This is a genomic window from Myxococcus vastator (assembly GCF_010894475.1).
Classification (GTDB): domain Bacteria; phylum Myxococcota; class Myxococcia; order Myxococcales; family Myxococcaceae; genus Myxococcus; species Myxococcus vastator.
In genome coordinates, this window is the sequence record NZ_JAAIYB010000929.1 from 1 (window position 1) to 699 (window position 699).

General features: G+C 73.4%; 1 protein-coding gene and 1 pseudogene. Both read left to right on the top strand.

The window, feature by feature from the left end; translation table 11 throughout:
- Nucleotides 1-219: pseudogene (locus G4D87_RS38385) on the top strand (ComEC/Rec2 family competence protein); the annotation flags it as partial.
- A 14-nt stretch (nucleotides 220-233) separates the two neighbouring features.
- A partial coding sequence (locus G4D87_RS38390; protein WP_240358956.1) for a ComEC/Rec2 family competence protein occupies nucleotides 234-699 on the top strand: 466 nt, incomplete at its 3' end.

Sequence of the window (699 nt, forward strand, 5' to 3'; positions counted from 1 at the left end):
CGTGGGCGCGGCGCCCCGTCCCCCCCGGCGGAGGCCCCCGGCACTGACACCACGCAACGCGGCACGGACGCGCCCCGATACTTCAGCCTCAAGGGCAGCAAGGTGTTCCACAAAGAGAGCTGCCGGACCCTGAAGCGCTCCAAGTCGAACCGCACCGCCTATTCGAGCCGCGCCGAAGCCGTGCGCGAGCGCCGCCCCGCCGAGGATTGCCATCCATGAGTTCCCGCCCGCGCTTGCTCCTCGCCGTTCTGCTGGCACTGGCGGCCTGCAAGGAGCCGCCGCCTCCGCCGCAGCCGGTGGCCCCGCGCCCCGCGGAGCGTCCCCGGCGCTACTTCGGTGGCACCCCGGACGGGAAGCTCCACGTCTACTTCTTCGACGTGGGCCAGGGGGACGCCGCGCTCATCGTGTCGCCGGACGGGTACACCGCGCTGGTGGACGCGGGCCCCGCCTCCTCGGCGGAGCACCTGGTGAACCGGCTGCCCGAGCTGCTCACGCAGCGGCTGGACCTGGTGGTGCTCACCCACCCGCACACGGACCACCATGGGGCGCTGGAGCCGGTGCTCAAGCGCGTGGGCGCCCGGCAACTGCTGGAGCCGCAGCTGGGCGCCACGCCCAAGGCGTATGACACCCTGCTCGGCGACGTGGCCAGCCAGGGCGTGGAGTTCATCTCCCCGTCCCCCTCCCCCGCCACGCCCAACG